At 71.5% G+C, this 22,461-nt stretch carries 16 protein-coding genes and 2 pseudogenes; 11 read left to right on the top strand and 7 right to left on the bottom strand.

The window, feature by feature from the left end; genetic code table 11:
• Positions 1–9: 9 nt before the first annotated feature.
• Positions 10–1,626 (bottom strand): carboxyl transferase domain-containing protein, encoded by a 1,617-nt coding sequence (locus ACWCQK_RS09070; RefSeq protein ID WP_451153473.1) that lies wholly within the window; start codon positions 1,624–1,626, stop codon positions 10–12.
• Positions 1,627–1,721: 95 nt separating this feature from the next.
• Here ACWCQK_RS09070 and ACWCQK_RS09065 point away from each other — a divergent pair, with 95 nt between their 5' ends.
• The 5 genes from ACWCQK_RS09065 to ACWCQK_RS09045 all read left to right on the top strand — a co-directional run bounded on the left by ACWCQK_RS09065 (position 1,722) and on the right by ACWCQK_RS09045 (position 6,252).
• Positions 1,722–2,336, top strand: coding sequence for an SACE_7040 family transcriptional regulator (locus tag ACWCQK_RS09065; protein ID WP_451153471.1), 615 nt, complete (start codon positions 1,722–1,724; stop codon positions 2,334–2,336).
• A gap of 106 nt (positions 2,337–2,442) precedes the next feature.
• Positions 2,443–3,600, top strand: coding sequence for an acyl-CoA dehydrogenase family protein (locus tag ACWCQK_RS09060; protein WP_451153469.1), 1,158 nt, complete (start codon positions 2,443–2,445; stop codon positions 3,598–3,600).
• Between the two features lie 47 nt (positions 3,601–3,647).
• Positions 3,648–4,529, top strand: a complete 882-nt coding sequence (locus tag ACWCQK_RS09055; RefSeq protein WP_451153467.1) for an acyl-CoA thioesterase — start codon at positions 3,648–3,650, stop codon at positions 4,527–4,529.
• 5 nt (positions 4,530–4,534) lie between these two features.
• Positions 4,535–5,527 carry a cation diffusion facilitator family transporter gene (locus ACWCQK_RS09050; protein WP_451153465.1) on the top strand — a complete coding sequence of 331 codons (993 nt, stop codon included), beginning with the start codon at positions 4,535–4,537 and terminating at the stop codon, positions 5,525–5,527.
• Positions 5,528–5,814: 287 nt separating this feature from the next.
• A complete protein-coding gene (locus ACWCQK_RS09045; protein WP_451153463.1) occupies positions 5,815–6,252 on the top strand; it encodes a hypothetical protein in 438 nt (145 codons plus the stop codon).
• Positions 6,253–6,345: 93 nt separating this feature from the next.
• On the opposite strand, the gene ACWCQK_RS09040 is transcribed toward ACWCQK_RS09045, so the two are convergent.
• Together ACWCQK_RS09040 and ACWCQK_RS09035 are read right to left on the bottom strand one after the other, a co-directional pair.
• Complete coding sequence (locus tag ACWCQK_RS09040) at positions 6,346–7,134, bottom strand: phosphatase (RefSeq protein ID WP_451153461.1); 789 nt, start codon at positions 7,132–7,134, stop codon at positions 6,346–6,348.
• A gap of 103 nt (positions 7,135–7,237) precedes the next feature.
• Entirely contained in the window at positions 7,238–8,815 is a 1,578-nt protein-coding gene (locus ACWCQK_RS09035; protein WP_451153459.1) for a helix-turn-helix domain-containing protein, read from the bottom strand.
• 187 nt (positions 8,816–9,002) lie between these two features.
• Here ACWCQK_RS09035 and ACWCQK_RS09030 point away from each other — a divergent pair, with 187 nt between their 5' ends.
• Genes ACWCQK_RS09030 through ACWCQK_RS09015 form a run of 4 tightly spaced genes read left to right on the top strand, consistent with a single transcriptional unit; the run spans position 9,003 to position 13,886 of the window.
• Complete coding sequence (locus tag ACWCQK_RS09030) at positions 9,003–10,481, top strand: sodium:solute symporter (RefSeq protein WP_451153457.1); 1,479 nt, start codon at positions 9,003–9,005, stop codon at positions 10,479–10,481.
• A gap of 55 nt (positions 10,482–10,536) precedes the next feature.
• The gene (gene speB, locus ACWCQK_RS09025; RefSeq protein WP_451153455.1) at positions 10,537–11,505 is read left to right on the top strand and encodes an agmatinase; all 969 of its coding nucleotides are present in this window, start codon (positions 10,537–10,539) and stop codon (positions 11,503–11,505) included.
• Positions 11,502–13,187, top strand: coding sequence for a thiamine pyrophosphate-binding protein (locus tag ACWCQK_RS09020; protein WP_451153453.1), 1,686 nt, complete (start codon positions 11,502–11,504; stop codon positions 13,185–13,187). Before speB ends, ACWCQK_RS09020 begins: the two co-directional genes overlap by 4 nt.
• 36 nt (positions 13,188–13,223) lie before the next feature.
• On the top strand, positions 13,224–13,886 hold the full coding sequence (locus ACWCQK_RS09015) for a hypothetical protein (RefSeq protein WP_451153451.1): 663 nt from the start codon (positions 13,224–13,226) through the stop codon (positions 13,884–13,886).
• A 3-nt stretch (positions 13,887–13,889) separates the two neighbouring features.
• Here the strand turns inward: ACWCQK_RS09015 and ACWCQK_RS09010 are convergent, their stop codons facing one another.
• The 4 genes and pseudogenes from ACWCQK_RS09010 to ACWCQK_RS08995 all read right to left on the bottom strand — a co-directional run.
• Positions 13,890–14,243, bottom strand: a complete 354-nt coding sequence (locus tag ACWCQK_RS09010) for a peptidase inhibitor family I36 protein (protein WP_451153449.1) — start codon at positions 14,241–14,243, stop codon at positions 13,890–13,892.
• A gap of 144 nt (positions 14,244–14,387) precedes the next feature.
• Positions 14,388–15,191: an endonuclease I family protein gene (locus ACWCQK_RS09005; protein WP_451153447.1), complete on the bottom strand. Its 804-nt coding sequence runs from the start codon at positions 15,189–15,191 to the stop codon at positions 14,388–14,390.
• A gap of 456 nt (positions 15,192–15,647) precedes the next feature.
• Positions 15,648–16,685 carry a hypothetical protein gene (locus ACWCQK_RS09000; RefSeq protein ID WP_451153445.1) on the bottom strand — a complete coding sequence of 346 codons (1,038 nt, stop codon included), beginning with the start codon at positions 16,683–16,685 and terminating at the stop codon, positions 15,648–15,650.
• Between the two features lie 31 nt (positions 16,686–16,716).
• A pseudogene (locus tag ACWCQK_RS08995) lies at positions 16,717–19,286 on the bottom strand (DNA/RNA non-specific endonuclease); the annotation flags it as partial.
• Positions 19,287–19,403: 117 nt separating this feature from the next.
• On the opposite strand from ACWCQK_RS08995, the gene ACWCQK_RS08990 reads away from it, so the two are divergent.
• Together ACWCQK_RS08990 and ACWCQK_RS08985 are read left to right on the top strand one after the other, a co-directional pair.
• A complete protein-coding gene (locus tag ACWCQK_RS08990; RefSeq protein WP_451153443.1) occupies positions 19,404–19,940 on the top strand; it encodes a hypothetical protein in 537 nt (178 codons plus the stop codon).
• 197 nt (positions 19,941–20,137) lie between these two features.
• Positions 20,138–22,344, top strand: a pseudogene (locus tag ACWCQK_RS08985) (trypsin-like serine protease).
• Positions 22,345–22,461 lie beyond the last annotated feature (117 nt).

Here is a 22,461-nt window from a genome sequence, read left to right as displayed (position 1 = left end):
CGAATCCGCTCACATCCGGAAGACGCCGAAGGCGGGCTCGCCCAGCGGCGCGTTGGCACACGCCGTCAGGGCCAGGCCCAGCACCTGCCGGGTCTCCAACGGGTCGATCACGCCGTCGTCCCAGAGCCGGGCCGTGGCGTAGTAGGCGTTGCCCTGGTGCTCGTACTGGGCGCGGATCGGGTCCTTGAAGGACTCCTCCGCCTCCAGGGGCCAGGCCTCCCCGCGCGCCTCCAGCTGGTCCCGCTTGACGGTCGCGAGCACGGAGGCGGCCTGCTCGCCGCCCATGACGGAGATCTTGGCGTTGGGCCACATCCACAGGAAGCGGGGTGAGTACGCCCGCCCGCACATGGAGTAGTTGCCCGCGCCGTACGACCCGCCGACCACGACCGTCAGCTTCGGGACCCTGGTGCAGGCCACCGCCGTGACCATCTTGGCGCCGTGCTTGGCGATGCCACCCGCCTCGTAGTCCCTGCCCACCATGAAGCCCGAGATGTTCTGGAGGAACACCAGCGGGATGCCGCGCTGGTCGCACAGCTCGATGAAGTGGGCGCCCTTCTGGGCGGACTCGGAGAACAGGATGCCGTTGTTGGCGACGATCCCGACCGGGTGGCCGTGGATCCGGGCGAAGCCGGTGACCAGGGTCTGCCCGAACTCGGACTTGAACTCGGCGAACCGCGAACCGTCGACCACGCGCGCGATGATCTCGCGCGCGTCGTAGGGGGTGCGGGAGTCGACGGGGACGGCGCCATAGAGCCCGAAGGGGTCCACCTTCGGCTCGACGGCCGCGGTGACCTCCCAGGGCAGCGCCCCGCGCGCCGGGAGGGTGGCGACGATGTTCCGCACGATCCGCAGCGCGTGGGCGTCGTCCTCGGCGAGGTGGTCGGTCACGCCGGACACCCGCGCGTGCACCTCGCCGCCGCCGAGTTCCTCGGCGGTGACGACCTCGCCGGTGGCCGCCTTCACCAGCGGCGGGCCGCCCAGGAAGATCGTGCCCTGGTTCCGGACGATCACGGCCTCGTCGCTCATCGCCGGGACGTACGCCCCGCCGGCCGTGCACGATCCGAGCACGGCCGCGATCTGCGGGATCCCGGCGCCGGACATCCGCGCCTGGTTGTAGAAGATCCGCCCGAAGTGCTCGCGGTCGGGGAAGACCTCGTCCTGCATCGGCAGGAAGGCGCCGCCGGAGTCCACGAGATAGACGCAGGGCAGACGGTTCTCCAGCGCCACCTCCTGGGCGCGCAGGTGCTTCTTCACCGTCATCGGGTAGTACGTGCCGCCCTTGACGGTGGCGTCGTTGGCGACGATCACGCAGGCGCGGCCGCTGACCCGCCCGACGCCGGCGATGACACCCGCCGCCGGGGCCTGTCCGTCGTACATCCCGTCGGCGGCGAGCGGGGCCAGCTCCAGGAAGGGCGAGCCGGGGTCCAGCAGCGTGTCCACACGGTCCCGCGGCAGCAGCTTGCCGCGCGCGGTGTGCCGGGCCCGCGCCTTCTCACCGCCGCCCAGCCGGGCCGCGGCCAGCTTCGCGCGCAGTTCCTCCACGAGGGCGCGGTGCGCCTCCTCGTTGGCTTGCCAGGCCTCCGACGCGGGGTCGGCCGCGCTCGTCAGCTCCGGTGCCTCTTGCATCCTGCGGTCCCCTCACCCAGCGATCGACTGTTAATGAGCGTTAACCATTTCCTTTAGGTTAACGACCGCTAACCTCCCTGTCTAGAATCGATTGCATGGCCACGAGAACCGACGCCCCCACCCGGCGTGAACAGATCCTCAAGGAGGCCGCGCGGCTGTTCGCCGAGCGCGGGTTCCACGGTGTCGGAGTCGACGAGATAGGCGCCGCGGTCGGTATCAGCGGCCCCGGTCTCTACCGGCACTTCGCGGGCAAGGACGCGATGCTCGCCGAACTGCTGGTCGGCATCAGCGGCCAGCTGCTGACCGGTGCCAGGCAGCGCCTGAAGGAGGCCGGCGAGATCCCCCCCGAGGCGGTCCTCGACTCGCTCATCGAGGGGCACATCGACTTCGCGCTCGACGACCGCCCCCTCATCACGCTGCACGACCGCGAGCTGGACCGGCTGCGGGACAGCGACCGCAAGCTGGTGCGGCAGCTCCAGCGGCAGTACGTCGAACTGTGGGTCGAGCTCGTCCGCGAGGTGTACCCGGCGCTGGCCGAGCCGGCCGCCCGCTCGGCGGTGCACTCGGTCTTCGGCCTGCTGAACTCGACGCCCCACCTCGGCCGCCCGGGCGCCCTGCCGGGGCGCGCGGTGACGGCGGAACTGCTGCACCGGATGGCGCGCGGCGCCCTGGCGGCGGCGGCCGGGCCGGAGCGGTCCGGACAGGCGTGACGAGCGTTACGGTCCAGCCCCTCGACGCCCCTCCCTACCGGCCGGTACGGTTGATCTGAGCAAGCGCTTAGACAGCTGACGACGGCCGAGACGTGGAGGTGGCGGCGTGCGCCGTACGGTGTTCAACGAGGATCACGAGGCGTTCCGGGAGACCCTGCGCGCCTTCATCGAGGCAGAGGTCGTCCCGGAGTACGACGCGTGGTTCGCCGCGGGCCAGGCGCCGCGCGACTTCTACTACAAGCTCGCCGAGCTGGGCGTCTTCGGCATCAAGGTCGACGAGGAGTACGGCGGCGCCGGCATCGACTCGTACAAGTTCGAGGCCGTCCTCTACGAGGAGACCGCCCGCGCGGGTGTCTCCTTCGGCGGCTCCGGCGTGCACGTGCTGCTCGGCCTGCCCTACATCAAGCTGCTCGCCACCGACGAGCAGAAGAAGCGCTTTCTGCCGAAGTTCGTCTCCGCCGAGGAGATGTGGGCCATCGCGATGACCGAGCCGGGCACCGGCTCCGACCTCGCGGGCATGAAGACCACGGCCAAGCTCTCCGAGGACGGCACGCACTACGTCCTCAACGGCGCCAAGACCTTCATCACCGGCGGTGTGCACGCCGACCGCATGATCGTCTGCGCCCGTACCTCCGCGCCCACCGCCGAGGACCGCCGGCACGGCATCTCCCTCTTCGTGGTGGACACCAAGGCCGAGGGCTACTCGGTCGGGCGCAAGCTCGACAAGCTGGGCCTGAAGACCTCCGACACCGCCGAGCTGGCGTTCGTCGACGTGAAGGTGCCCGTCGAGGACCTCCTCGGCGAGGAGAACAAGGGCTTCTACTACCTCGGCCACAACCTGGCCTCCGAGCGCTGGGGCATCGCCTTCGGCGCCTACGCGCAGGCCAAGGCCGCCGTCCGGTTCGCCAAGGAGTACGTCCAGCAGCGCACCGTCTTCGGCCAGACCGTCGCGTCCTTCCAGAACACCAAGTTCGAGCTGGCCGCCTGCCAGGCCGAGGTGGACGCGGCCGAGGCCGTCGCCGACCGCGCCACGGAGGCCCTCGACGCGGGCGAGCTGACCCCGGCCGAGGCCGCCAGCGCCAAGCTGTTCTGCACCGAGGTCGCGCACCGCGTGATCGACCGCTGCCTCCAGCTGCACGGCGGCTACGGTTTCATGAACGAGTACCCGATCGCGCGCCTGTACGCCGACAACCGCGTCAACCGCATCTACGGCGGCACCAGCGAGATCATGAAGTCGATCATCGCCAAGAACATGGGCCTGTGACCCGGCTCCGTAAGCGCGGCGAAATCACTGCACGGTACAACTGACATATGAGTCAGGCACTGCAATCCTTGCTCGAGCTGCTCGATCTGGAGCAGCTCGAGCAGGACATGTTCCGAGGTCAGTCCCGGTCCGCCGTCGTCCCCAGGGTGTTCGGCGGCCAGGTCGCGGCCCAGGCGCTGGTCGCCGCGGGGCGTACGGTCCCGGCGGACCGCCACGCCCACTCCCTGCACGCCTACTTCCTGCGCCCCGGAGACCCGGGCGCGCCGATCGTCTACACCGTCGACCGCATCCGCGACGGCCGCTCCTTCACCACCCGCCGGGTGGTCGCGGTCCAGCACGGACAGCCGATCTTCCACCTCTCCGCGTCCTTCCAGACGTACGAGGAGGGACTCGACCACCAGGCCCCCATGCCGCCCGCGCCGGACCCGGAGACCCTGCCCACCGCCCACGACCGGATGCGCGGCTACGGCCATCTCGGGTCCCAGGTCGTGGAGAAGTTCCTGGAGGCGCGGGAGGCGGTCGACCTGCGGTATGTGGACGAACCGCCCTTCGGCAGATTCGGCGAGCCGCGCGAGCCGCACTCCCAGGTGTGGTTCCGCACCAGCGGCAAACTCGACGGTGCCGTCGACGAACCCCTCCTGCACGTCGTCCTCGCCACCTACGTCTCCGACATGACGCTCCTGGACTCGGTCCTGCTCGCGCACGGCCGGGGCGGCTGGGCGGTCGGCGACGTCGTCGGGGCCTCGCTGGACCACGCGATGTGGTTCCACCGTCCGTTCCGGGCCGACGAATGGCTTCTGTACGACCAGGAGTCGCCGTCGGCGTACGGCGGCCGCGGTCTGGGCCAGGCCCGGATCTACACCCAGGACGGGCGGCTGGCCATCTCGGTGATTCAGGAGGGCGTGGTGCGCGTGCCTCGGCAAGACTGAGGGGCATGGCGGCGCAGGCACCACAGCGGGACGACGACGACGGCGGCGGCGAGAGCACCTTCACGGTGATCGTCGCCGCCCTCGCCAATCTGGGCATCGCGCTCGCCAAGGCGGTCGCGGGCGTGATCAGCGGCTCCAGCGCGATGTTGTCCGAGGCCGCGCACTCCGTCGCCGACACGGTCACCGAGGTGCTGCTGCTGACCGCGCTCAAGCGCAGTGGGAAACCGGCCGACGAGGACCATCCCCTCGGCTACGGCCCCGAGCGCTACATCTGGGCGATGCTGGCCGCCGTCGCCACCTTCGTCGGCGGCGCGGTCTTCTCGATCTACGACGGCGTGCACACCCTGGTCGCCGGCGAGGAACTGGGCAACCCCCTCGTCTCGTACGTCGTTCTCGGTGTCGCCTTCCTCCTGGAGGGCTTCTCCCTGCGCACCGGCATGCGCCAGGCCCGCGGGGAGGCGGCCCGCACGGGGGTGTCCTTCGGCCGCTACCTGAGGCGCACCGCCGACACCGCCGTGAAGGCCGTCGTCATGGAGGACTCGGCCGCGCTCGTGGGTCTCGTCCTCGCGGCGGGCGGGCTGCTCGGCGGTCAGCTCACCGGCTCGGGCGTCTGGGACGGCGTCGCGTCCCTGCTCATCGGCCTGCTCCTGCTGTGGGTCGCCTGGGTCCTGGGCCGCTCCAACGCCGAGCTCCTGATCGGCCGACCGCTGCCGCGGCCGGTGCGGCGGGGTATCCGCGAGGAGCTGCTGAAGGACGAGCACATCGAGGCCGTCCTGGAGCTGACGACCCTGGTGCAGGGGCCGCGGGAGGCGCTGGTCGCCGCCAAGGTCGACTTCCGGGACGCGTCGACCGCGGCCGAGGTCGAGTGGGCCTGCGAGCGGGCCGAGCAGCGGTTGCGGACGGCGTTCCCCGTGGTCGGCCGGGTGTACCTGGATCCGACGCCGGGCCCCGCGCGGCGGGCGGCCGCACGAGGTGACGAGTCGCGGGTCGAGGATTAGGCTCGATGGGTGAAAGGCGCCGCATCGCACGGCGTGCCCGGCCGACGTGGTCTCCGGTAGCGCGGGACCACCGCCGCAGCTTCCGCCCGTATGACCTCGCGCGGGTGGCCTGAAGGCGTCGGGGGGCGTGTCCGTGCCTCGCGTCCGAGCGCGGTGACAACAAGACCGTGCCGCATCCCGGTGATCGCGGCGGCGGCCATCAGAACCCGTACGTCCCTCCGGGAGCCGCGCGGGAATCGATGGAACGAGGTTCTTCCATGCAAGCCCAACGGATCAGGCGCCTTCTCGTGGCGTCGGCTGCCGGCCTGATGCTGGCCGGTGGTGCCGCGATCGGAGCGGCGGGTACCGCTTCGGCCGCGCCGAGCCATGAGGTGAGTTCCCTCGGACTCTATTGCAGTGATGGTTACAACTGGTGGAACTGCAACTACCGCGGCACCGGTTACTACAGCGGCTGGGGCGGCTACGGCAACGGCTACGGCAACGGGTGGGGTTACGGCAACGGTTACGGCAACGGCTGGGTGGTGTACGCCAACAACGGCTGGGGCGGTTACGGGAACAACGGATGGGGCGGTTACGGCGGTTACGGCGGTTACGGGAACAACTGGGGCGGTTACGGCAACGGGTGGGGCGGCGGCGGCGGTGGTTGGGGCGGCGGCCACGGCGGCTGGGGTGGCGGCGGCCACGGCGGTGGTGGCCACGGCGGCGGAGGCCACGGCGGGCGCTGACCCGACCGGCGGGCGCTGACGCCAGGTACGCGGCCATGCGGTGCCTGCGCCGAGGTGCGGCTCCGGGACCCGGAGCCGCACCTCGGCGGCAGGTCACGCCAGGCCCGCCTCCGCCAGCAGATACGCCGTCATCGGGTCGTAGTGCCTCGGGCTGAGGACGTGGTCGTCCAGGGGCACCGCCACCTGGAGCGTGCCCTCCGACTCGGCGAGGAACAGCGCCGGGTCGTTGCAGTCCGCGTAACCGATGGAGTCGATGCCGTGCTGACCGGCGCAGCCGGCCCAGCCGTGGTCCGCGACGACCAGGTCGGGCAGGGCGCGGCCCTCGCGCTCCAGACCCTTGAGGATCGCGCGCATCGGCTCGCCGGAATGGGTGTGCCACAGGGTCGCGCCGTGCTCCAGCACCGCCACGTCCGCGAACTGCATGACATAGCCCTCGTCGGTCTGCAACAGCTCCGGGATGACGACGATCTCGCAGCCCGCGGCGCGCAGCGCGGCGGCCGTGGCACGGTGCACGTCGAGAAGACCGCCCGGGTGGCCGGTGGCGAGCAGCACCCGCTGCCGGCCCTCGGCCGCCTTGCGCAGCCGGCCCGCCATCCGGTCCAGCGCGGCCACCGTCAACTCGGGGTCGATGGTGTCCTGGCCGTACCGGTACTCGGCGTCGTCGTTGACGCCGACCCGCTCCGCCATGACCGCGAGCACGTCCTGCTCGTCGGTCCAGCGGTCGCCGAGTTCCAGCCCGAGCCAGAAGTTGCGGTCGCCGTTGGCCAGCTTGCGGTAGTGGGAGAGGTTGTTCTCGCGGGGCGTGGCGACGTCGCCCGCGATGCGCGTCCGTACGAGATGGTCGACGAGTTCGGCGCGGCTGGGTGTCCCGGATATCGGCATGGTTCCCATTGTGAGGCAGGCGGACGTGCGAGCACCCGACGTCCCGCACGCTGGGACACGCGTCACTCACCCGCTTCACTGCCGGTCCGTCACCCCCCGCGCGTCACCGCTGTCTCAGCGCGAACCACAGCTCCATCCGTACGTCCGGGTCGTCCAGGTCCGCCGCCAGCAGCGCGGCGCACCGGGCGATCCGCTGCCGCACGGTGTTGCGGTGCACCGCGAGTGCCACCGCCGTGCGGTCCCAACTGCCGTGCAGGGACAGCCAGGTGCGCAGGGTCTCGGTGAGGGCGGGGGTGGCGGCGATCGGGGCGAGGAGGGTGCGGGCGTGCGTCGCGGCCTCGTCGAGCGGGACCAGCTCCGCGAGGCCCGGGCGGTCGCCGTGGCGCACCAGCGGGACGCGGAGGGCGCGGGCGCGGGCCAGGGCGCGCGCCGCCCGGGTGTCGGCGGCCGGCCAGTCCGGTGGCGCGGCGGGCGCGCTCACGCCCAGCGTCCAGCCGGGCTGCGCGGCCGGTTCACGGTCGCCGGGCACCAGGATCCGGACGACGCCGTCGGCGAGGTCGACCAGCGCGGAGCCGAGGGCCGCGCCCAGCGCGGAGGCGGCCACCGGGCCGGCGGCCCGGTCGTCCGGACGGGCGTGCACGACACTCCAGAGCCCGGCCCCCAGCAGCGGGGCCACCGCCTCCGGCTCGGCGCCCAGCAGCAGTCGTACGAGCGCCGAGGAGCGGGCCGCCCCCGTGCCGCTCTGGTGCTCGCCGGTGAGCAGGGAGAGCAGTACGGCCGCCACCGAGGCGATGGTGTGGTCGCCCGGGTCGCGCCGAGGCGCGGCGACCGCGAGCGCGAAGCCCTGGCCCGTGCCGAGGTCGTAGGCCGCGAGGTGCGTCCCGGCGGCGGTGTCGGTGGCGGTGGAGGACGGCCCGTCGGCGACGACGCGCGCGAGCCGGGCGAGCGCCGCCCGCACCCGCCCGCCGTCCGCCGGGTCGGGCTGCCGTACGGGATCGCCCGCGCCGTCCCGGCCGACCGGCACTGAGGGCTCGGGTTCCTCTGCGCGCAGGCGGCCCGCCGTGGCGAGTTCCGTGCCGTCCGGGCCGTACAGCACCGTCCACCCGCCCACCCGCTGGGCCAGCTGGCGCAGCACCGAGGGGACCGGGTCCGGGCGGGAGGCCGCGGCGGCCAGGCTCTGCTGTGCCTCCGTGACCCGGCGGAGCTCGGCCAGCCGGGCCTGGGCCATCAGCTGCCAGACCGCGCGGGCCACGCCCGAGAACGTGGTCTGCACCGGCACCTCGACCAGCGGCAGCTCGTACCTGTCGCAGGCCGCGACCAGCGCCCGCGGCACGCTGTCGTGCACCGGCGCCAGCCCGAAGCCGAGGGCCGCGCCGCCCGCCGCCACGATCCGCGTGACGTAGTCGTCGAAGTAGTCCCCCGGTCCCGACTGCGCTCGACCGGGGGCGCCCCCGTCCGGCCCGGCCGCCTCCGGGATGTGCACCCCGGCCGTCAGCAGCAGTTCGCCGCCCAGCAGATACGGATAGGGGTCGGCCATCTCCGAGGTGTGCGCCCAGTGGATCACCAGATCGGGGTCGCGGGGCCCCGCGATCTGGCGCAGTCCCAGGTCCTCGCGGGCCAGCAGGGCGGACAGCGGGACCGGCGGGGTGGGTGGGACCGCTGGTGCGGGAGCGTCCGGCATGGTGTGCGTTTCCTCCAGTCCGAACGGTCGGGATGGATGAAACGTACACTTCGCAGTCGCTTTCCGGCCACCTAGGGTCGGTGCAGAACCAGCAGCTCCGGGTACGGGCGGATGTCCCCGGGAAACGCTGCCGACCGTCCCCGGTACCGCACGACACGCCACCGAGAGTGCGCGAAGGAGGGCCCTCATGGCCGTCGACTACACAGTGATCGTCCTGTATCTGGCCGGCATGCTGGCCATGGGCTGGTGGGGCATGCGCCGCGCCAAGTCGAAGAGCGACTTCCTCGTGGCGGGCCGTCGCCTCGGACCGGCGATGTACTCCGGCACCATGGCCGCGATCGTGCTCGGCGGCGCGTCCACCATCGGCGGCGTCGGGCTGGGCTACCAGTACGGGCTGTCCGGTGCCTGGATGGTCTTCACCATCGGCCTGGGGCTCCTCGCCCTGTCCGTCTTTTTCTCCGCCCGCATCGCCCGCCTCAAGGTCTACACCGTCTCCGAGATGCTCGACCTGCGCTACGGCGGCCGGGCGGGCGTCATCTCGGGCCTGGTCATGTGGGCGTACACCCTCATGCTCGCGGTCACCTCGACCATCGCGTACGCCACGATCTTCGACGTCCTGTTCGACATGAACCGGACCCTCGCGATCATCCTGGGCGGCTCGATCGTCGTCGCCTACTCGACGCTCGGCGGCATGTGGTCGATCACGCTGACCGACATGGTGCAGTTCGTGGTGAAGACGATCGGCGTGCTGCTCCTGCTGCTGCCCATCGCCGTCGTCAAGGCCGGCGGCTTCGGCGAGATGAAGGCGAAGCTGCCCACGGCGTACTTCGACCCGCTGGGCATCGGCGGCGAGACCATCTTCACGTACGTGCTGATCTACACCTTCGGCATGCTGATCGGCCAGGACATCTGGCAGCGCGTCTTCACCGCCCGCAACGACCGCACGGCGAAGTGGGGCGGCACGGTCGCCGGCACCTACTGCCTGGTCTACGCCCTCGCCGGCGCCGTCATCGGCACGGCGGCCAAGGTGATGTACCCCAAGCTCGCCAGCCCGGACGACGCCTTCGCGACCATCGTCAAGGACGAACTGCCCGTCGGGGTGCGCGGCCTGGTGCTGGCCGCCGCGCTCGCCGCCGTGATGTCGACGTCCTCCGGCGCTCTCATCGCCTGCGCCACCGTCGCCAACAACGACATCTGGTCGCGGCTGCGCGGCGGCCTGGGGCGGCGGTCCGGGCAGGCGCGCGAGGAGGACGCGCACGACGAGGTCAGGGGCAACCGCGTCTTCATCCTGATCATGGGGGTCGCCGTCATCGGCACGGCCATCGCCCTCAACAACGTCGTCGAGGCGCTGACCGTGGCGTACAACCTCCTCGTCGGCGGGCTCCTCGTCCCCATCCTCGGCGGGCTGCTGTGGAAGCGCGGCACCGCGCACGGCGCCCTGGCCTCCGTCGTGGTCGGCGGCCTGACCGTGATCGGCCTGATGGCGGCCTACGGCATCCTCGCCAACGAGCCCGTCTACTACGGCTTGCTGGCCTCGCTGGCCGCCTACCTGGTCGTCTCCCTGGCCACCCCGGCCACCGACGCCGCCGTACTCGCCGCCTGGCGCGACCGGCTGGCGGGCCGCGCTCCCGAACCCGTGTCCGAAACGATCGCGGCCGCCCAGTAAAGTCGGAGCGGCAAGCAGCGCATACGCGACGAAGCGTAGGAAAGAAGGCAGTTCCATGAGCAGCAGCGAGACGCCCCGCGGGCCCATCGACTCCTCCCGCGTCCCGCGGTACGCCGGCCCCGCGACCTTCGCCCGGCTGCCCCGTCTCGACGAGGTCGGCACCGCCGACGTCGCCGTCGTGGGCGTGCCGTTCGACTCGGGCGTCTCGTACCGCCCCGGCGCCCGTTTCGGCGGCAACGCCATCCGCGAGGCGAGCCGGCTCCTGCGCCCCTACAACCCGGCGCAGGACGCCTCTCCGTTCGCGCTCGCCCAGGTCGCCGACGCCGGTGACATAGCCGTGAACCCGTTCAACATCAACGAGGCCGTGGACACCGTCGAGGCGGCCGCCGACGAACTGCTCGGCACGGGAGCCCGCCTCATGACCCTCGGCGGCGACCACACCATCGCGCTGCCCCTGCTGCGCTCCGTGGCCAAGAAGCACGGCCCCGTCGCGCTGCTGCACTTCGACGCGCACCTGGACACCTGGGACACGTACTTCGGCGCCGAGTACACCCACGGCACCCCGTTCCGCCGCGCGGTGGAGGAGGGCATCCTCGACACCGAGGCGCTCTCCCACGTCGGCACCCGCGGCCCGCTCTACGGCAAGCAGGACCTCACCGACGACCAGAAGATGGGCTTCGGCATCGTCACCTCGGCGGACGTCTACCGCCGGGGCGCGGACGAGGTCGCCGACCAGCTGCGCCAGCGCATCGGCGACCGCCCGCTGTACATCTCCATCGACATCGACTGCCTCGACCCGGCCCACGCGCCCGGCACCGGCACCCCCGAGGCGGGCGGCATGACCTCCCGCGAACTGCTGGAGATCCTGCGCGGCCTGGCCGGCTGCCACCTGGTCTCGGCGGACGTCGTCGAGGTCGCGCCCGCGTACGATCACGCCGAGATCACGTCGGTGGCGGCGTCCCACACGGCGTACGAACTGACCACGATCATGTCCCGTCAGATTGCCGAGGCTCGCGCGAAGTGACTCACGACCACGACCTGGAACTCCGTCCCACGCCCGCCCAGACGGAGGCCGCGCTGAACCCTCCCCCCGGCCGCAACGGCGGAGACCTGGTCGTGGAGACCCTGGCCGGACTCGGCGCGACGACCGTGTTCGGTCTGCCCGGCCAGCACGCCCTCGGCATGTTCGACGCGCTGCGCCGCTCGGACCTGCGGTACATCGGCCTGAGGGTGGAGAACAACGCCGGGTTCGCGGCGGACGCGTACGGCCGGGTCACCGGTGAGGCGGCGCCCCTGCTGCTGTCCACCGGCCCCGGAGCGCTGACCTCGCTCGCCGCGCTCCAGGAGGCGGCCGCGGCCTCCGCCCCCGTGCTGGCGATCAGCAGTCAGATCCCCACCGCGGGCCTGGGCGGCGGCCGGCACGGCTATCTGCACGAACTCCCGGACCAGGCCGCCTCGTTCCGGGGCGTCGTCAAGTCGGTGCACACGGTCCGCGCCCCGTCGCAGATCCCGTCGGCGATCGCGGCGGCCTGGAAGTCGGCGCTCACCGCCCCGCACGGCCCGGTGTGGGTGGAGATCCCGCAGGACGTGCTGCTGGCGGAGACGTCCCTGCCGGTGGTGACGGCGGTCGACGCGACCCCCGACGAGCTGCTGCCGCGCCCCGAACTGACCGCCGTGGCGGCCGACCTGCTCTCGCGTGCCGCCCGCCCGGCGATCATCGCGGGCGGGGGAGTGGTCCGGGCGGACGCCTCCGGCAAGCTGAGGCAGCTGGCCGAGAAGCTGGACGCCCCCGTGGTCACCACCTTCGGCGGCAAGGGCGCCTTCCCCTGGAACCATCCGCTCTCGCTCCAGTCCTGGCTGGAGGACCGGTACACCACGGACCTCCTGGAGGACGCGGACGTCCTGCTCGTGGTGGGCTCGGGTCTGGGTGAACTCTCCTCCAACTACCACACGTTCAAGCCGCGCGGCCGGGTGATCCAGATCGAGGCGGACCTCGGCAAGCTGGAGGCCAACCACCCCGCGCTCGGCATCCACGCGGACGCGCGGATGGCGTTGCAGGCGCTGCTGGAGACGGTGACGGAGCGGGCCGACGACACCGCGCGGGAGCGGGTCCGCACCCTGCTGGCGGAGGTCGCCGAGCGGATCGACGGCCAGGAACTCGCCCTGGAACAGCAGGTGCTGGGAGCGGTCCGCCGGGCCCTGCCGGCCGACTCCCCGTCCTTCTGGGACATGACGATCCTCGCCTACTGGGCGTGGTCGGCCTTCGACGCGAAGGCGCCCAACGCCATGCACTCCGCGCAGGGGGCCGGCGGCCTCGGCTACGGCTTCCCGGCCGCCCTCGGCGCGGCCGCCGCCGACCCGACCCGCCCGGTGCTCGCGGTGTCGGGCGACGGCGGCGCCCTGTACTCGATCGCCGAGCTGGCGACGGCCCGGCAGTACGACCTGAACGTCACCTGGCTGATCGTCGACGACGGCGGCTACGGCATCCTGCGCGAGTACATGACCGACGCCTTCGGGCAGGCGACGGCGACCGAGCTGAGCCGTCCGGACTACGTGGCGCTGGCGGAGTCCTTCGGGGTGCCGGGGACCCGTACGACCCCCGAGACCCTGGAGAAGGACCTGGCCGCGGCGCTCGCCGCCCCCGGCCCCTCGGTGGTCGTACTTCCCGCCCTGCTGCGGATGTTCGCGCCCACCCACCTGGGCTGAGACGAGGCCTTCGGCGGCCGTTGATACGGTCCCGGCATGTCTGAAGCGCGTCGAACACCTGAACCGGTCACCGCGGCCGACGTGACCAGCGCCGTGCGGCTGGCGGCGAGCGTCCTGCGCTCGGCGGAGGCGGCCGACTGGGACGCCCAGGCGGGCTCCCTGGAGTGGAACTGCTGGGAGACCGTCGAGCATCTCGCCGACGACCTGTTCTCCTACGCCGCCCAACTCGGCCCCGAGAAGCCGCCGTCGGACCGGGAGGTGCCCTTCGTCTGGCGGCGGGCGCGGCCCGGGGGCCCGGCGAACGTCGTCTTCGCGGACCGTGCCGCGGGGCCGGCCGGGCTGGTGCAGGTGCTGGAGGCCAGTGGGGCGCTGCTGGCGGCGATGGTGCGCACGACACCGCCGTCCGTCAGGTCCCATCACGTCTTCGGCGCCTCCGACCCGGAGGGCTTCGCCGCCATGGGGGTGGTCGAGACGCTGGTGCACCTGCACGACGTGGCCACGGGGCTCGGGGTCGAGTGGGCTCCGGACGCCGCTCTCTGCGACCGGGTCCTGGCCCGACTCTTCCCCGACGCGCCGGCCGGCACCGACCGGTGGCCCACCCTGTTGTGGGCCACCGGCCGCGGCGAGATCCCGGGACACGCGCGGCTCACGCGGTGGCGCTGGTACGGCGCTCCCGGAGGCGGCGCCGACGTGCGGTAGGCCTCAGCAGGCGCCCGGGCCGACCCCGTCGATCCGGCCGCCGAAGTCGCCGAGATAGCGCGAGCGCCAGTCGCCGTTGAAGACGTCCCGCTTCTCGACCGGGGACCAGTTGACGAAGCAGGCGCGGGTGCTCGCGACGGCGGAACCGACATGGTCGTGCAGGCTGGGAGGCATGTCGCGGTAACCGCTGCGGGACGTCCACTCCCAGTAGTCGCCGCCGAAGCCCTCCCCGCTCCAGAAACACACCGAGCCGTCGGGACAGGAGGGGGGCGCGGCCTGTGCGGAGGCGCTCTGCGCGGGGAGCGCCAGGGCGGTCAGCGCGAGGGCGGCGGCCAGGGACCAGGAACGAAGCTTCATGAGGTTCTCCAGGAAAGGGAGTTGAGGCACCCCGGACCTGCCGGGATGCCTCCATGCTCCTGTCCCGGGGCGATGACACGCCCGAGTCCAAGATCGACTTCACTGGTGTGGGGGAAGTAGTAGGACGGGCCTACCGGACCGGACCTACCAGATCGCCTCGACCCACTCAGGGTGGTCGATGAACGGGTTGCGGTTGTGCTGGTAGGTGTCGTAGATGACCTGGTTGCGCCGCTCCTCGAAGGCGCTCGGCGGGTCCGCCTCGTTCCACGCCTTGAGGATGGACAGCTTGCCCATGTAGGGGTTGCTGCCGTTGTTGACCTTCTCGTTGGGCTCCAGGTCGGCGAAGCCGTCGCCGCCGTCGTAGCGGACCGCCATGTAGAGGATCATGCGGGCCACGTCACCCCGGTCCGCCGCGCGCGGCTGGAAGGAGTCGGAGTCGACGAGGCTGCCGCCGCCGTTGGTGACCGTGCTGCCGCCGTTGTCGAAGTCGAGGTTGCCGCGGATGCTGTTGACCTGGACGTCGGCGGGGCGCAGGTGGTGCAGGTCCGTGCCGGGACCGGTCACCTCGCCGAAGTCGCCGTGGGACTTGGCCCAGGTGTGCTCGCGGTTCCAGTCGCCGACGTCGCCGCCGTTGAGGGACTTGCTGCGCGAGACGCCGCTGTACAGCAGGATCACGTTGTTGGTGTTGTTCGGGTCCTGGTCGGTGGCCTTGAGCGCGTTCCAGACCGCGGAGTACGAGATCTTGCTCTGGCTGCTGATGATCGTGTGCAGCGCGGACTTCAGGCTCGTACCGGTCTTGCCGACCGCGTTCTTGTAGTACGTCGAGTCGTAGGCCGTCGTGGTCGCCGCGGCGGGGGTCGCGGTGAACGCCGGAGCGGCGAGGCCGACCAGGACGGCTGCGGTGGTGAGCGCCACTGACTTCCAGCGGCGTATCCGTGTCGCCAGCATGTGGGGAGTCCGATCTACGCGGGTTGAATGGAGGCGGCACCCGGGAGCGTGACATGGACATGCGGTCATGTAAATGAACTGAGCATGACCATCGCATGAGCGAAATCGGCAATCCGGCACGTGTCTACGCGAGTTGACATGCTCTGTGGGCCTACGGGCGGCGGGCCTTGGGGCCGTTTCGGTCGTCTCGCACCGGACGGACCCGGCCGACGGAGCGTCTAAGTCACTTGTCCGATCGGCCCGTTCGACTCCGCATTCGACGCCGGACGGGACGTCGGGTCCGACTCGGCGCGCAGGCGGTGGAGGATCGCGTCCACCGGCTCATTCTCGTGCCGCCCTTCGGCACGGACAGGCCGAGATCGGTGACCGCGGCTGAACGACCCGGCTTCGGCGCTCCCATGACTCCCACGGTCATCGTGCTGGTCGGCGTCCCGGGCACTCGAGCGCCGGGCCTGCTCACTGGACCAGTTCGATGTGGGGATGGTCCGGGGACTTCGGGCACACGTGGAGCTGGAGGCTGTAGCCGCCGAGGATGTCGATCAAGGTGAAGTTGCCGTTCTTGGCGCCCAGGGGAGGCGGGGCCGGGTTCATCGGTTCCTCCCCCGCGATCCAGGTCTCGCTGCCGCCGTCCCATTCCCAGGAGGCGATGGTGAGGAGCGGCACCTGTTCGGTGCCGCACTCGGGGCAGGGGCGGGGCTTGGGGTCGGTGAGGCTCCAGCGGGTCCAGCCGCCGGTCTTCCAGCCGGGGGCGGTGGAGAGGTTGTTCAGGTAGAGCTCGCCCGGGTCGTCCGCGTACGTGTTGTACCGCGCGGGGTCGATCGTCTCCCAGCGGCTCATGTCGTCCAGCTGGTCCTGAAGTTCCGTGTCCAGCTCCGAGGGGTGGGGGTACTCGGTGACCTGCTCCGGCGAGAGCAGGCACGGCTCCGGGAGGTAGCAGTCCCGCTGGACGATGGGCGGCTCGGGCGGCGCGTCGAGAACGTTGGTGACGGTGGCGGAGGAGCGCCAGAAGAGGGCTGTCCGGGGGTGGGCCATCTCGTGGTCGAAGGGGCACCAGAGGACCTGGAGGAGGTCCGCGTCGGGCGGGCGCGGGAAGGAGACGTCGCGAGCGTAGAGCTGGGCGACGGGGAGGAGGGGGATCGGGCCGTCGAACCACGGACGGTCCGCGAGCCGCTCCCAGGTCACCCGTTCCTCGGGAGTCCACTGGGGTGCCTCGGGGTCGAGGCGCCGCCGCTCGGCCGCTGCGGCGCGGTCGTGGCGCAGGAGCCGGACGTCGTCGGGGGAGTGGACCACCGGTGCCGCGCGGCTGTCGTGCGGCTCGTCGCAGTACGGCCACGGCTCGTCGGCGGGCCACAGGAGCGGCCCGCCGACGGAGCTGTCGTGCACGGTCGGCGCCCCGGGCTGCGGGTGCAGCCGGGTCGTCGAGCGCGCCAGCGGGGCCAGCTGAGGGAAGAGCGCGGTGATGTCGAAGGGCCGCGGTGGGGTGGTGAAACTCATGCCGGCTCCCGTTGGCGCTTACTGAGTGGGATCAGTTGCCGAGGTTATACAACCCGGTGTTTCCATAGGTGTTGGTGACGTAGACGTTGGGGAACAGATCCTCGGTCGTCCCGTTAGCCCGTTCGATGTAAGCGCTCATCGTGACGCCCACCGGAATGGTGCTGGTCGCGTCGTTGTAGACGGGTGTCACCTGGTAGAAGATCGCGTCGTTCGTTCCGAGCACCCGATTGGGATCGTTGCCCTTGACCAGGTCCTCCCCCATTTTCTCGTACGTCCGCATGCTGGGCGTGCCCGTGTTCATCCCGACCTGCCAGCAAGGGACGAGGTTGAACCGAGTGCGCTTGCTCGTGCCCTTTCCGCCGAGGACCTTCGGGATGAGATGACACCGGGACTGGTCGTAGGCGAGGTTGTTCGTCTTCGCGTACTCCACGGCGTCCTTCATGCCAGTGACGGGATTGCTGGTATCGGTCCCCTCCTTGACATTCAGCCCCCCGCATGCCTGCGCCCGGGTCGGCCTGTATCCGGACCCGTCCGCCGGCGCACTCTTGTTGATGAGAGGAACCGCCTCCTTGGTGTTCAAGAACCAGCCGTCGCCGTTGGGAAGCGAGTTGAAGGGCGCGCGGTCGTTCAAGCAGCTGGCCTGCGGGCCGGTGTCCGGCAACGAGAATGTCAGCTCGAACTGGTCGGCGTCGATCACCCGCTGGTTCTTGAAGCCGTCGGCGAGCTGGTTGTCGGCGTACTGCTTCTCGGCGGGCGTGACATGGGCCTGCACGCAGGGTGAGGTGCGGTCCAGGTCACGGGCGTCGTTCAGGACGTAGGTGTCCCATTCGCCGTTGCCGAGATTGGGGATCACCTCGACGCACTGCGCGCCGGCGGCGCCGCCTTCCTTCGCCTCGCCGAAGGGGAAGTCACCGCAGGAGTCGTTCTCGACGATCTCCGTATCGGGCGTGAAGCCGCCGCACGTGCTGGCGGTGCGGTTGGCCACGCCGCTCGTCGACCGGGTCAGCGGCTTGCCCTTCTTCCCCCAGCCGCCGTCGAGGTTCTGCTGCGCCCACGCATAGGCGGCCACGGCGCCGCCGGCGTCGGATGCCTGCGCGCTCATCGGCACGACGGGCATGATCGAGGGGATGACACAGCCCGTCGTCGAGGTGCCCCCGACCGCGTTGTCGCAGCGGATCTTGCGCGGGTTGTCCCACGAGGCGTTCGGGTCAATGGCAGTGGCGCCCGGGGAGGTCACGTACATCTTGTACGACGTGAGGAACTCCGCGACTGCCCCCGCCGCCGGGGCCGAGGAGTACGTGACGGTGCCCTCGCGGGATTGCCCCAGGACAAAGTCGCTGTTGTACCAGGGCGCGGTCTTCGTCGCCGTGCAGCCGGTTCCGCAGGCGGCGCGGAACTTGGCGTTGAGGGCGGTGACCTCGCCCTGAGCGGAGGTCATCGTCACGGTGACCAGCTCGCTCCACGTCGTGCCGCTCGCGGGCAGTGACGCGCTGGTGGAGATCGCCAGGGTGCCGCGCCCGAGCTCCGCGCCGTTGCTGTCGCGCAGGAGGTAGAGGACGTTCACCCCGGTCACGCAGTAACTGAAACGCTCGTAGGAGTAGTTGCCGGGGGCGGTGATGGAGCAGCCGGCGGCGGAGTTGGCGGCGTCGCGGGCGGTGCGGGCCGCGGTGGCGGCGGTGCCGGCCAGGGCCTGAGCGGTGGAAGCCGCGTTGGTGGCACGGTTGGCGGCAGCGGTGGCGATCGCGGCCTGACGCTTGGCTTCGTCGGCCTCCGCCTGGGCGACACCGGCGGAGACGGCTGCTTGGGCGGAGGCCGTAGCCGCGGCGGCCGCGTTGCGTGCGGCGGACGCGGCGGACGCGGCGGACGCGGCGGACCGGCCGGCGGACGCGGACGCGTCGCCGGCGATGGCGGCCTTGTCGGCGGCCTTGTCGGCGGCCTTGTCGGCGGCCTTGGCGGCGCTCCGGGCCTTGGCCGCCGCGTTCCTGGCGGCGACCGCGGCGTTCTTGGCCGTCTCCGTCTTGCTCGCGTCCTTGGAGGCGGCGATCGCGGCCTTGTAGGCAGCGGCAGCGGCGCTGCCCGCCTTCGAGGCGGCCTGAGAGCGGCGCCGGTGGCCGCCCAGGAGGCGCGGCGGGAGGCACTCACCGCGGCATTGGAGGCATTGATGGCGTCGCGTGCGGCGTCCGCCGCGCCCTTCGCCGCGCTCGCCGCCTTCCGGGCCGCCGCCCCCGACTTCTGCACGTCGTTCTGGGCGGCGGTCGCCTCGGCAGCGGCCTTCTCGGCGGCTTCCTTGGCCTTCCCGGCGGCGGTCTCGGCACGGGCCGAGGCCTCCACGGCCAGGTTGGTCTCGCTCTCGGCGCGCTTACCCTCGCGCTCGACGAGGGCCACCAACTCCTCGATGGTCGCCGACTCCTGGTCACGGGCCCGCGCGATGTGCTGGCCGGTCTCGATGAACCACTCCACATCGGTCGCGGCGCCGTCGAGCGCACGGCTCGCGTACTTCTGTACCTCAGGGCCAGCGTTGAACAGCATGGCGCTGACCTGGACGCGGGTGTCCTCCAGGCGCGAGTCGTACTGGCTGTCGGTGAGGAAGGTGGTGAGGCTGTTCTCCCTTATTCCCGACGGGGGTTGGGAGCCCTTATTGAATTGCGGAGCCTTCATGTCTGTACACGGGGCCGGATGGCGGACATTCGGCCGGAGGAAAGCGAATTTAGGACTGCGATGAAGGAATGCACCACTCCTGCGGCGAAGCCGCTGCGGAAGAGGCTCGTGGCGCGCGCACTGGGCGTGCTGGCGGCCGGGGGCCTGGCATGGGCCGTGCTGGCGTCCGGCCTCCAGGCGGAGACCGACGGTCCGGTGGTCAACGTGGCGGGCGAGGCGCCCGGCTACGCGGTGGAGGATTTCGACTATCCGCAGGCCGACAGGATCCTGGCGGAGCAGGGCATCGTCCTCAAGCGCGGTGACGGTCACATCACCCTGGCCGACTGTGCCAGTGGCACCGGCCTCCTTCAGGTCATGGCCCGGCGGCAGTCGAAGACGATCTGCTTCAAGACGGTCGGCAACTCGGGCTGGCTGACGCTGGAGATCCCCGCCGTCTACGTGGTGAGGGGCAACGACTACGAGACGCAGGTGGACATGACCGTGGGTGACGAGGAGAAGTCCTACGACATCACCAAGAACACCTGGACGGCCGTGGGCGAGAGCGCGGACGAGCAGGGACGCGAGTTCATGCTCGTGGAGATCAGGACCTCCAAGTAGTCGGCTGACAGGCACAAGTGTCTGTCTGGCAGGCACGCTTCCAAGAAACGGAGTTGTCCGGTTGGACGCCGAGTGACACCCCCCGGCGCACATGTTGCCGACCGCCATGGTTCAAGTCTGGCCGGCCCACGCATGGTTGCCGGGTTGGGCGGCCCGTTCCCCGTTTCTCGCTTCCGTCTTCTCATCTCAAGGACGTCATGGTCACCCAGCACATAAGACCCGTTCGCCGCGCCCTCATGGCCGCGGCCCTGATCGCCGCGCCGCTCGCGCTGTGCGCCGCGCCCGCGCGGGCCGTCACCGGCCCCGCCGTCGCCGCCGCCGAGACCACCTACGGTTACACCGCCCGCCTGGACATCGGCAACGGCACCCGTGGCTGTTCCGGAGTCCTCGTCGATCCCCAATGGGTGCTCACCGCCGCCAGTTGCTTCGTCGACAACCCCGCCGCCGGGCTGACCGCGCCCGCCGGCGCGCCGAAGCTCGCCACCACCGCCACCGTCGGCCGCACCGACCTGACCGGGACCGCCGGTGCGGTCCGCAGCGTGGTCGAGCTGGTCCCGCGCACTGACCGTGACCTGGTGCTGGCCCGCCTCTCCGGCCCGGCGACCGGTGTCACCCCCATCGTTGTGGCCACCACCGCGCCGGCCGCCGGCGAGGAACTGCGCGTCGCCGGCTACGGCCGCACCAAGGACGAGTGGGCCCCCCTCGCCGTGCACACCGGCGCCTTCTCGGTGGACGCCGCCGACGCCACCACCGCCACCGTGACGGGCAAGGACGGCGTGTCGGTCTGCGCCGGCGACACCGGCGGCCCCGAGATCCGCGTCACCGGCGGCCAGCCGCAGCTCGTCGCGATCAACAGCCGCTCCTGGCAGGGTGGTTGCTACGGCATCGACGCCACCGAGACCCGCACCGGCGCCGTCGCCACCCGCGTCGACGACCTCGGCTCCTGGATCACCTCCAAGGTCAACGCCACCCGGGTGAACGACTTCAACGGCGACGGCATCGAGGACATCGCGGTCGCCGACCCGGAAGCGACCGTCGGCACCCACACCAAGGCCGGTCTGGTACGGGTCGTGTACGGCGGGGGCAAGGGCACCGCCGAGATCACCCAGGACCTGGACTGGGTGCCGGGTGGCGCGGAGAACGGTGACGGCTTCGGCGTGGCCATGGCCGCGGTCGACTACAACCAGGACGGCTACACCGACCTGGTCGTCGGCACGCCGAACGAGGACGTCGGCAGCGTGGTCGACGCCGGTTTCGTGGACGTGCTGTACGGCGGGAGCGGCGGTTTCGGCACCGGTCCCGCCGCGTTGCACCTGGAGCAGGGTTACGGTACGGGCGCGATCTTCACGTCGACCCCCGAAACCGGCGACCTCATGGGCTACTCCCTTGCCGCGGGTGCCACCGCGGCGGGCGAGCCCTGGCTGCTGATCGGTGTGCCGGGCGAGTCGCTCGGCACGCTGGCCAAGGCGGGCTCGGCGTTCTACGCGCACGGCACCACCAATGTCGTCATCCACCAGGACAAGACGGATGTGCCGGGTACGGCGGAGGCGGGTGACGGCTTCGGCACCTCGGTCGCGGGCGACGCCAACCACGTCGCGGTCGGCGTCCCGGGCGAGGCGATCGGCACACTCGCGGCGTCGGGCGGAGTGGCGGTCTTCGACCACAAGCTGAACGCCGAAGGCATTCCGACCCCGCTCGCGGGCATCGACCAGGACACCGACGGGATCACCGGTTCGGCAGAGGCGGACGACGAGTTCGGCAGGTCGCTGTCGATGACGGAGTACCGCCCGGCGGGCGCCGGCGCCACCACCGACTCGATCCTGGCGGTGGGCTCGCCGGGTGAGTCGCTGACCGTGGGCGAGGTCGACAAGGCGGACGCGGGACGTGTGGTGACCTTGCGGATCACGGCGGCGGGTGTGGTCGGCCAGATCGGCGACATCCACCAGGAGGTCGACGGTGTGACCGGCGGGGCCGAGGTGGGCGACCGCTTCGGCGAGCGGGTGGCGGTCATGAACACCGCGCCGCGCGCGGCGAGCACCGCCGCGACGATGAAGCTCGCGGTCGGCGTTCCGGGCGAGGCGCTCGGCACGGCGGCCAAGGCCGGCGCGATCGAGACCTTCGCCCTGCTGGGCGCTCCCGGTGACTCCGACTACTGGGTCCAGGCGGGCGCCTCGGGTCTGCCGGGGGGACCCCGGCGGCGAACCAGCAGGTCGGCATCAGCATCGCCGCGACCGGTACGAACCTGTACGTGGGTATGCCCTACGGCCCGTCGGCGTACGGCGCGGTCCACGTGCTGCCCTGGTCCAACGTGACCGGTGGCACGGTGGGCGCGGTCACCACGTACGCCCCCGGCACCGGAAGCCTTCCCGCGGTCGGCGTCCGCTTCGGCGCCGTAGTGAAGTGACCCCCGGCGCCGTCACGTAGTGGCCGAGGAGCCTCCGAGGTCCGGCGGACGGGACTCGGAGGCTCCCGGCGTGCGTGGCCGCTGTCGCGATCGACACACAATCGCCGCAACAGTCCG

The organism is Streptomyces sp. NPDC002306 (assembly GCF_053593435.1).
Note: the sequence above shows the minus strand (reverse complement) of the source record. Positions and strands in the feature narration are given on the sequence as shown.